The sequence below is a fragment of the Corallococcus llansteffanensis genome, from assembly GCF_003612055.1.
Classification (GTDB): Bacteria; Myxococcota; Myxococcia; order Myxococcales; family Myxococcaceae; genus Corallococcus; species Corallococcus llansteffanensis.
Genome location: NZ_RAWB01000378.1, coordinates 1 through 9878, shown reverse-complemented (window position 1 = coordinate 9878; position 9878 = coordinate 1). Strand labels below are relative to the sequence as shown.

Genomic DNA, 9878 nt, shown 5'->3' with positions numbered 1-9878 from the left:
GGACGGGGGCGGGCCGGGGGGCCCACCCTTTGGACGCATGGGTCTATAACCAGCCCTGGGCGCGATACCATTCACCACTGCGAGTGATGGACTCCGCCAGGTTCCTTCGCGGCCGGAAGCCCAGCAGCCGTTCGGCCTTGGCCCCCGAGCACGTCCAGGCCGGCGCCAGCAGCTGTCGCGCGAGCTTCCGGTTCAGGGGGAGCTTGCGGCCCGTCAGCCGCGTCACCCCGTCCGCCGCCGTCGCCAGGGCCGTCAGCACCGCCGGGCGCATGCGTACCGTGCGCGGGTGGTACCCCAGCGCCTTCGCGCCCAGGTCCTGCATCTCCTCCAGCGTCAGCCGCTCCGGCGAGGTGCAGAAGAACGCCTGCCCCACGGCCTCCGGCTTCTCCGCCAGGACGATGAGCAGGTCCACCACGTCCTCCACGTCCACCAGGGACAGCGGCCGGGGGCCTCCGACCAGCTCCAGGCGGATGCCCTGCTTCACCATCTTGAAGAACGACAGGTTTTCCCGGTCTCCGGGCCCCAGGATGCGCGGCGGGCGAATCACGGTGACGGGCAGCCGGTCCTGGAAGGAGAAGGCGATGGTCTCCGCCTCCGCCTTGCTCTCGCCGTACCACTCATGAGGATGGAAGGCGTCCTCCTCTACATGGGGGCGCTCCAGGGTGGAGGGGCCGTGCGAGGCCAGCGACCCGCACATCACCAGCCGGGGGCGCGAGGTGCCCTCCGGGCAGGGCAGGGCGGCCAGGGCTTCGCACAGCAGGCGGGTGCCGCCCGCGTTGACGCGCAGGAACTCGTCCTTCTTCGCCGCGCGGCGGATGCCCGCCAGGTGGAAGACGACGTCCACGCCCCGCACCGCGGCGTCCAGCGAGGCCCGGTCCGTCACGTCCCCCACCACCCGCCGCCAGGGGTGCCCTTCGAGCGCCTTCTCCAGCTCGCGGGTGTCCGTGGTGGGGCGCAACAGGCATGAAACGCGGTCGCCGCGAGCGACCAGCGCGCGCGCGAGCCAGGTCCCCAGGAAGCCGCCGGCGCCGGTGATGAGGGCATTCATGGGGGGTGTTTCATCCGAAAAGCCACATCCCGTCCACCGCCGAAATGGGGCGGTGTCCCCGAGGGAACGCGAGGGCGCGGGGCCGGCAATCCGCCTCCGGACGCGTTCGTTGACGCAATCCCCGAGGGAAAACGCGCTGCCGGGCCGGTTTCTAGGGCTCCGGACGCATCACGGGGCTTCCATTCCCGAGGGAAGAATGCGCTGCGGGGCCGAGTTCTAGCCTCCGAACCCATCGCTTCGGGCGTTTCCCGAGGGAAAAAGCACGCGATGGGCACTGTTTTTCGAGCTTGGCCGTGCTACTACGCGCCATCGGCTCTAGCTTGAAGACGCAAGCACGCCGTGCAACGTCCCCTTCGGAGGGGAGGAGACACAAGACGAATGGCCGCCAAGAAAGCCGCTGCGAAGAAGACCACTGCCGCTCCCGCCGCCAAGAAGTCCGCCGCCAAGAAGACCGAAGGCGCTCGCAAGCCGAACGCGTCCTTCATGAAGGAGATGACGCCTTCCGCTGCGCTGGCGGAGATCGTCGGTAACAAGCCGCTCCCCCGGACCGAGGTTGTGAAGAAGCTCTGGGCCTACATCAAGAAGAACAACCTCCAGGACGCGAAGAACAAGCGGCAGATCAACGCCGACGACAAGCTGAAGCCCATCTTCGGCGGCAAGAAGAACGTCACCATGTTCGAGATGACCTCGCTGGTGAACAAGCAGCTGAGCTGATTGGCGAAGGGCCCATCGGGGCCGTCGCTGGTCTTCCGAAGGACCCCGGGGGCTCGTCACGCATCGCGCGGGACGGGCCCTCAGCTTTTTCCCTGCCTGGCATCCCTGGCTGACACCCGGCCTCCGGAGCGTTGAAAAGGGGGCGGACAGGCATCTGCGCTCTGGCGGACGCGCCGCGTCGGGCCTACCTGTGGGTCCCATGTTCCAGGACGGGCACGAGGCAGGGGAGCGCACCGCGCGGCAGGCGGACGCGGATGGCACGAACACGACGGTGGAGGGGCTGGCGGAGGGCCTGTTCGGCCAGGTGCGGCGTGAATTGGAGTCGCGGCGCGTCACGCCGCTGTCCACCTACCGGATGCAGCTGCACCAGGGCTTCACCTTCCAGCACGCCAAGGCGGTGGTGCCGTACCTGGCGCGCCTGGGGGTGAGCGACTTCTATGCCTCCCCCTATCTGAAGGCGACGCCGGGCAGCACCCACGGCTACGACTGCGTGGACCACCAGCGGCTCAACCCGGAGGTGGGCACGCCGGAGGACCACGCCGCCTTCTGTGACGCCCTGCGCGAGCACGGCCTGGGGCAGGTGCTGGACGTGGTGCCCAACCACATGGGCATCGAGCGCGACAACCGGCTGTGGCTGGACGTGCTGGAGAACGGCCCGTCGTCCGTCTACGCGAAGTTCTTCGACATCGACTGGCGGCCGGTGAAGGACGAGCTGGCGGACAAGGTGCTGCTGCCCATCCTCGGCGACCAGTACGGCATCGTGCTGGAGCGGGGGGAGCTGAAGCTGTCCTTCGAGGCCGGCGCCTTCCACCTGCACTACTACGACCACCGGCTGCCGGTGGCCCCGCGCCAGTACGCGCGCGTGCTGCGCCACGGGCTGGAGCAGCTGGAGGCGCGGCTGGGCGCGGAGCACCCGCACCTGGTGGAGCTGCTCTCCATCCTCACCGCGCTGGAGCACCTGCCGCCGCGCACGGAGGTGGACCGGGCGAAGGTCATCGAGCGGCACCGGGAGAAGGAGGTCATCAAGCGCCGGCTCGCCGCGGCGGTGGCGGACAGCCCGGAGCTGCAGGCGTACATCGATGAGAACGTCCGGGCGTTCAACGGCACCCCCGGCAACGTGCGCTCATTCGACATGCTGGACGCGCTCCTCCAGGAGTGCAGCTACCGGCTGGCGCACTGGCGCGTGGCGGGGGAGGAGATCAACTACCGCCGCTTCTTCGACATCAATGGCCTGGCGGCCATCCGCGTGGAGGATCCGGACGTCTTCCTGGAGGCCCACCAGCGCATCTTCGAGTGGCTGCGCGAGGGGTGCGTCACCGGCCTGAGAATCGACCATCCGGACGGCCTCTTCGACCCCACCGCCTACTTCCTGGACCTGCAGGAGCGCTTCTTCGTGGAGCGCGCGCGGGCCCGGTTCGAGGCGGACCTGAAGGAGAAGCAGGACCCGCGCTGGCCCCAGGTGGAGGCGCTGCTGCGGGAGAAGTGGCGCGCGGAGGTGATGGGCTCGTTGGAGAGCCCGCTGCGCAAGGCGCTCTTCGTGTCGGTGGAGAAGATTCAAGGCGGCCGCGAGCGCATCCCGGAGGCGTGGGCGGTGCACGGCACCACGGGCTACCGCTTCGCCAACGCGGTGAGCGGCCTGTTCGTGCACCCGGCGGCGGAGGCGCACCTGACGGAGACGTACGAGCGCTTCGCGGGCGGCACGCAGGACTTCGCGGAGCTCGTGTACCAGAAGAAGCTGCTCATCATGCGCGTGTCCATGGCGAGCGAGATCAACGTGCTGTCGCACGAGCTCAACCGCATCTCGGAGATGAACCGGCGCACGCGCGACTTCACGCTCAACAGCCTGAGGCGCGCGCTCATCGAGTTCATCGCGCTGTTCCCCGTCTACCGCACCTACGTGGACGGCTGGCGCGCGGAGCTGGACGCGCGCGACGTGGAATACATCGAGTGGACCATCCAGCGCGCCAAGGAGCGCAACACCAACACCAACGCGTCCATCTTCGACTTCCTGCGCGACATCCTCCTGGGCCGCTACCCGGAGCACGTGGGCGACCAGGAGAAGGCCGTGATGCTGCGCTTCGCCATGAAGCTGCAGCAGGTGACGGGCCCCGTCATGGCCAAGGGCCTGGAGGACACGGTCTTCTACATCTACAACCGGCTGGTGAGCCTCAACGAGGTGGGCGGCGAGCCGGAGCACTTCGGCATGCGCGCCACCATCTTCCACCAGCGCAACGAGGAGCGCGTGGCGCACTGGCCGGCGAGCATGCTCACCTCCAGCACCCACGACACCAAGCGCAGCGAGGACGTGCGCGCGCGCATCAACGTCCTCACCGAGCTGCCGGAGGACTGGCGCGAGCGCGTGCGGGCGTGGGCGGACCTGACGCAGCCGTTCATCACGCACCTGCCTTCGGGCCCGGCGCCCTCGGCCAACGACACCTACCTCTTCTTCCAGACGGTGGTGGGCGCGTGGCCCATGGGCGAGCACGTGCCCGCCGGGGAGCTGGCGGAGTTCCACCGCCGCGTGCGCGAGTACATGGGCAAGGCCATCAAGGAGGCCAAGGTCCGCACCTCGTGGACCAACCCGGACGGCGCCTATGACGACGCGATGGCGCGCTTCGTGGACGCGTGCTTCGACCCGAAGACGGGCCAGGCGTTCCTGGACGACGTGCGCGCGTTCAAGCGCCGCATCGAGCGCGCGGGCCAGCACAACGCGCTGGGGCAGCTGCTGCTGAAGCTCGCCTCGCCCGGCGTGGTGGACACGTACCAGGGCTGCGAGCTGTGGGACCTGTCGCTGGTGGATCCGGACAACCGCCGGCCGGTGGACTATGCGCTCCGGGAGAAGCTGCTCACGGCGCTGGACGCCGAGGCGGCGAAGGACCGCAAGGCCCTGTGCGCCCGGCTGTCCAAGGACCTGGACGACGGCCAGGTGAAGCTCTTCCTCCTGGCGGAGGCCCTGCGGCTGCGCCAGAAGCACGCGGACCTGTTCCGCAAGGGCGGCTACGTGGCCCTGGAGGTGTCCGGGCCCCGCGCGCCCACCGCGGTGGGCTTCGCCCGCACGCACGGCGACACGGTGCTGGTGGCCTGCGCGCCGCGTTACACCCTGGACGCGCTGGAGGCCGGGGGACTGGCGCAGGCGTACGACGGCACGTTCCTGGACCTTCCGGAGGAATATGCGGGCATGATGTTCCGCAACGTCTTCACCGGGAGTCAGGTCCGTCCCCAGCAGGGGCCGGGAGGCAAGGGGCTGGCCCTGGGGCCGCTCCTCGCGGAGTTCCCGGTGGTGTTGCTGGAGATGGAGAGGAGCACTGGATGAGAAGGGCCGAGGTGCTTCCAGGGAGGCCGTTTCCCCTGGGCGCCACGTATGACGGGAACGGCGTCAACTTCGCCGTCTTCAGCGAGCACGCGAAGAAGGTGGAGGTCTGCCTCTTCGACCCCGCCGACCCGAAGAAGGAGACCCGTCGTTTCCCGCTGCTGGAGACGACGAACCACGTCTGGCACGGCTACATGCCCGGCGTCCACGCCGGGTGCCTCTACGGCCTGCGCGTCCACGGCCCGTACGAGCCGAAGAAGGGGCTGCGCTTCAACCCGCACAAGCTCCTCGTGGATCCGTACGCCAAGGCGCTGCACGGCAAGGTGGACCCCAAGGCCCCCATCCACGGCTACGTGCACGGGGGCAAGGAGGAGGACCTCGTGATGGACACGCAGGACGACGCCTGGGGCGTGCCCAAGGGCGTCATCCTGTCGGACGGGTTCGACTGGGAGGACGACCGGAGGCCGGACGTGCCGTGGCACAAGACGGTCCTCTACGAGCTGCACGTCAAGGGCTTCAGCAAGCTGCACCCGCGCATCCCCGAACACCTGCGCGGTACGTACGCGGGCCTCGCGCACCCGGCCTCCATCGAGCACCTCAAGAAGGTGGGTGTGACGTCGGTGGAGCTCTTGCCCATCCACGCGTACATGGACGAGCCGTTCCTCACCCAGCGGGGGCGCGTCAACTACTGGGGCTACAACACGCTGGGCTTCTTCGCACCGGATGCGCGCTTCAGCGCGTCGGGCTCGCTGGGCGAGCAGGTGTCGGAGTTCAAGGGGATGGTGAAGCTGCTGCACCGCGCGGGCATCGAGGTCATCCTCGACGTGGTCTACAACCACACCTGCGAGGGCAACCACCTGGGCCCCACGCTGTCCTTCAAGGGGCTGGACGCCGGCGCGTACTACCGGCTCAGCGAGAAGGACCCGCGCTACTTCATGGACTTCACCGGGTGCGGCAACTCGTGGAACGCCACGCACCCGTACGCGCTGAAGCTCGTCGCGGACTCGCTGCGCTACTGGGTGGAAGTGATGCACGTGGACGGCTTCCGCTTCGACCTGGCGACGACGCTGGGACGCGACAGGCACGGCTACGACACCCGCGCGGCCTTCTTCCAAATCCTCCACCAGGACCCGGTGCTGAGCCGGGCGAAGCTCATCGCGGAGCCCTGGGACGTGGGGGACTACGGCTACCAGGTGGGCAACTTCCCGGTGCTGTGGAGCGAGTGGAACGGCAAGTACCGCGACACCATCCGGCGCTACTGGAAGGGCGATGACCGGCAGGCGGCGGAGATCGGCTCGCGGCTCACGGGCAGCTCGGACCTGTATGCGCTGTCCGGGAGGAAGCCCACGGCGAGCGTGAACTTCGTCACCGCGCACGACGGCTTCACGCTGCACGACCTGGTGACGTACAGCCAGAAGCACAACGAGGCCAACGGCGAGGAGAACCGGGACGGCGCCAATGACAACCACGCCTGGAACTGCGGCGTGGAGGGGGAGACGACGGACCCCAAGGTGAACGCGCTGCGCGAACAGCAGAAGCGCAACTTCCTCGCGTCCCTCTTCCTGTCGCAGGGCGTGCCCATGCTGGTGGCGGGCGACGAGATGGGCCGCACGCAGAAGGGCAACAACAACGCCTACTGCCAGGACAACGAGCTGTCGTGGGTGAACTGGGAGCTGAACGAGAAGCAGCGCCAGCTGCTGGAGTTCACCGTCCGGATGACGAAGCTGCGGCGCGAGCAGCCCGTCCTGTCCAAGCGCCGCTTCTTCCGCGGGGCCCACATCTGGGACAGCGAGCTGAAGGACCTGGCGTGGTTCCGGCCGGACGGGAAGGAGATGAAGCGGGAGGACTGGGAGAAGCCCTATGTGCGCTCCCTGGCCTTCCTGCTGGGCGGGGACGCCATCGCCACGCCGGACGACGAGGGCCACCGCATCGTCGGGGACACGTTGCTGGTGCTGCTCAACGCGCACCACGAGCCCATCACCTTCCTGCTGCCCGCGCTGGAGTGGGGCGCGGACTGGGAGCTGGTGGTGGACACGGCGGCCACGGGCGAGTCGCAGCGCACGCACACGCCCGCGGGGGGCAAGGTGCAGGCGGCGGGGCGCTCCGTGGTGGTGCTGCGCCGGCCCGCGACGGAATGGGAGTAGCCCCCGGGGCCACTCCCGGGGTAGGCAGCAGGCTGGACGCGCGAGGCGGCACCTCCCCCGGGGTGCGCCTGCTCGCGTGGCGTCTTCGGACCGGGAACGGGCGCACGTGATGACGGAATCTCTCTGGCCCTGGGTGGGCTTCAACGTCTTCGTCCTGGCGATGCTCGCCCTGGACCTGGGGCTGTTCCACCGCAAGGAGCACGCGGTGTCGCCGAAGGAGGCGACGCTGTGGACGCTCGTGTGGGTGAGCATCAGCCTCGCGTTCTGCGGGGGCATCTGGCACCAGGGCGGCAGGGGCCCGGCGCTGGAGTGGCTGACGGCGTACGTGGTGGAGTACGCGCTGTCGGTCGACAACCTCTTCGTCTTCCTGATGGTGTTCGGCTACTTCCGGGTGCCGCCGCAGCACCAGCACCGGGTGCTCTTCTGGGGCATCCTGGGCGCGTTCGTGATGCGCGCGGTGCTCATCATCGCGGGCACGGCGCTCGTGGCGAAGTTCCACTGGCTCATCTACGTCTTCGGCGCGTTCCTCGTGTACACGGCCCTGAAGATGTTGAAGTCCGGCGACGACGAGGACGTGGATCCGGAGGCGGGCTTCATCGTGAAGATGTCCCGGCGCCTGTTGCCGGTGGCGCGCCAGGGCGACGGCAGCCGCTTCTTCACCACCGAGGACGGCCGGCGCAAGGTGACGCCGCTGTTCATCGTGCTGATGGTGGTGGAGGCCACGGACCTGCTCTTCGCGATGGACTCCATCCCCGCGGTGCTGGGCATCAGCAAGGACGCGTTCATCATCTACACGTCCAACGTCTGCGCCATCCTGGGGCTGCGCTCGCTGTTCTTCGTCGTCTCCAGCCTGATGGAGAAGTTCCACCTGCTCAAGGTCGCGCTCGGCGTCATCCTGGGCTTCGTGGGCGTGAAGATGCTCATCGAGGGCTACTACAAGATCCCCATTGGCATCTCGCTGGCGATCATCGCCGGGTGCCTGGTGGTGGCCATCCTCGCGTCGCTGGTGTTCCCCAAGCCGCCGGAGGTGGCGGAGGCGGGGAAGCAGCCGGAGCCGCCGGTTCGGGAGCAGGAGCGGAGCTGAAGCAGGCTTGTGTTTCGCTTGCATCGAGCGGGCGTCGCTGCCAAGTCTCCCGCCATGTCCACCGCCACCACCGATGGCATCCGCGTCACCGTGGAGCCGACCTTCTGGCCGGAGCGCAGCACGCCCGAGTCCGGGCAGTTCGCCTTCATGTACAAGGTGGAGATCCTCAACGAGGGCAGCGCCCCCGCGCAGCTCCACGCCCGGCACTGGGTCATCACGGATGCCCAGGGCCACATCGACGAGGTGAAGGGCGAGGGGGTGGTGGGTCGCCAGCCGAAGCTGGGGCTGGGCGAGCGCTTTGAGTACACGAGCTGGGCGATGCTGCGCACGCCCTTCGGCACGATGCGCGGCACCTACGAGATGGTGCGCCCGGACGGCACGCGCTTCGAGGCGCGCATCGCCGAGTTCGCGCTCACGCTGCCGCACGCGCTGCACTGACATCCCCGCTGCCGGAGCCTTTGCGCGCATGAGCCTGCCGAGCACGAAGCGGGGACTGCTGCTCATCAACCTGGGGACGCCGGACGCGCCCGAGTCGGGGCCGGTGCGCCGCTACCTGCGCGAGTTCCTCAACGACCCGCGCGTCATCGACATCCATCCGGTGGGGCGCTGGTTCCTGCTCAACCTGTTCATCCTGCCGTTCCGCCCCGCGAAGAGCGCGGAGGCGTACCGCAAGGTGTGGACGCCGCAGGGCTCCCCGCTGCTCGTGTACAGCCGCGCGCTGGAGGCGGCGGTCGCGGAGCGGCTGAAGGGGGACTACGAGGTGGCGCTCGCCATGCGCTACGGCAACCCGTCCCTGCCGGACGCCATCGCGCAGCTCAAGGCGAAGGGCGTGTCGGAGTTCACGGTGCTGCCGCTGTACCCGCACGAGGCCGCGTCGTCCGCGTCGTCGTCGCTGGCGCGCACCTACGAGGTGCTGGCGCAAGGGTGGGACGTGCCCAACGTGCGCGCGGTGCCGGCCTTCTACGACGACGCGGGCTTCCTGGACGCGTTCGCGGCGGTGGCCCGGCCGGTGATTGCGGAGGCGCGGGCGGACCACGTGCTGTTCAGCTTCCACGGGCTGCCGGAGCGCCACATGCGCAAGAGCGACCCGACGGGGCAGCACTGCCTGGCGTCCGCGGGCTGCTGCGACGTGCTGGGGGACGCGAACCGGCACTGCTACCGCGCGCAGTGCTTCGCCACGGCGCGGCTGCTGGCTCAGCGGCTGGCGTTGCCGGAGGGCGGCTACACCGTGTCCTTCCAGTCGCGCCTGGGGCGCACGCCGTGGGTGAAGCCCTACACGGACCTCGTGCTGCCGGAGCTGGCGGCCAAGGGCGTGAAGCGGCTGGCGGTGATGTGCCCGGCCTTCGTGGCGGACTGCCTGGAGACGCTGGAGGAGGTGGGCATCCGCGCGCGGGAGCAGTTCGTGGAGGCCGGGGGCGAGTCGCTGACGCTGGTGCCGTCCCTCAACGCCCACCCGGAGTGGGTGGACGCCGTGGTGCGGCTGGTGCGCGCGTCGGACGGGCCGCCGGCTACGGCGCGGGCGGCGTCGCGGTAGGGGCGGGGGCTTCCGGCGCCGCCTGGGGCGCGGGAGCGGCCTGG

Annotated in this window: 7 protein-coding genes; 6 read left to right on the top strand and 1 reads right to left on the bottom strand. The window is 69.3% G+C overall.

Going from position 1 to position 9878, the window contains the following annotated elements; genetic code table 11:
- Window positions 1-43: 43 nt before the first annotated feature.
- Window positions 44-1048, bottom strand: coding sequence for an NAD-dependent epimerase/dehydratase family protein (locus tag D7V93_RS28845; RefSeq protein WP_120646446.1), 1005 nt, complete (start codon window positions 1046-1048; stop codon window positions 44-46).
- Between the two features lie 378 nt (window positions 1049-1426).
- Between D7V93_RS28845 and D7V93_RS28840 the strand changes: the two genes are divergently transcribed.
- From D7V93_RS28840 to hemH, 6 genes are all read left to right on the top strand, one after another.
- Window positions 1427-1762, top strand: a complete 336-nt coding sequence (locus D7V93_RS28840) for an SWIB/MDM2 domain-containing protein (RefSeq protein WP_120627620.1) — start codon at window positions 1427-1429, stop codon at window positions 1760-1762.
- Between the two features lie 199 nt (window positions 1763-1961).
- Window positions 1962-5075 carry a malto-oligosyltrehalose synthase gene (gene treY, locus D7V93_RS28835; protein WP_208723180.1) on the top strand — a complete coding sequence of 1038 codons (3114 nt, stop codon included), beginning with the start codon at window positions 1962-1964 and terminating at the stop codon, window positions 5073-5075.
- Window positions 5072-7216 carry a glycogen debranching protein GlgX gene (gene glgX, locus D7V93_RS28830; RefSeq protein WP_120646445.1) on the top strand — a complete coding sequence of 715 codons (2145 nt, stop codon included), beginning with the start codon at window positions 5072-5074 and terminating at the stop codon, window positions 7214-7216. The genes treY and glgX overlap by 4 nt, the downstream gene beginning before the upstream one ends.
- A gap of 109 nt (window positions 7217-7325) precedes the next feature.
- A complete protein-coding gene (locus D7V93_RS28825) occupies window positions 7326-8300 on the top strand; it encodes a TerC family protein (protein ID WP_120646444.1) in 975 nt (324 codons plus the stop codon).
- Between the two features lie 54 nt (window positions 8301-8354).
- Entirely contained in the window at window positions 8355-8738 is a 384-nt protein-coding gene (gene apaG, locus D7V93_RS28820) for a Co2+/Mg2+ efflux facilitator ApaG/CorD (protein WP_120646443.1), read from the top strand.
- Between the two features lie 28 nt (window positions 8739-8766).
- Window positions 8767-9834 (top strand): ferrochelatase, encoded by a 1068-nt coding sequence (gene hemH / locus D7V93_RS28815; RefSeq protein ID WP_120646442.1) that lies wholly within the window; start codon window positions 8767-8769, stop codon window positions 9832-9834.
- The last annotated feature ends 44 nt before the right edge of the window (window positions 9835-9878 follow it).

Excerpts from the sequence above, each read along its gene's own strand:
- D7V93_RS28845 (WP_120646446.1), bottom strand. The coding sequence starts at position 1,048 with ATGAATGCCCTCATCACCGGCGCCGGCGGCTTCCTGGGGACCTGGCTC.
- D7V93_RS28840 (WP_120627620.1), top strand. The coding sequence starts at position 1,427 with ATGGCCGCCAAGAAAGCCGCTGCGAAGAAGACCACTGCCGCTCCCGCC.
- hemH (WP_120646442.1), top strand. The coding sequence starts at position 8,767 with ATGAGCCTGCCGAGCACGAAGCGGGGACTGCTGCTCATCAACCTGGGG.
- D7V93_RS28825 (WP_120646444.1), top strand. The coding sequence starts at position 7,326 with ATGACGGAATCTCTCTGGCCCTGGGTGGGCTTCAACGTCTTCGTCCTG.
- glgX (WP_120646445.1), top strand. The coding sequence starts at position 5,072 with ATGAGAAGGGCCGAGGTGCTTCCAGGGAGGCCGTTTCCCCTGGGCGCC.
- treY (WP_208723180.1), top strand. The coding sequence starts at position 1,962 with ATGTTCCAGGACGGGCACGAGGCAGGGGAGCGCACCGCGCGGCAGGCG.
- apaG (WP_120646443.1), top strand. The coding sequence starts at position 8,355 with ATGTCCACCGCCACCACCGATGGCATCCGCGTCACCGTGGAGCCGACC.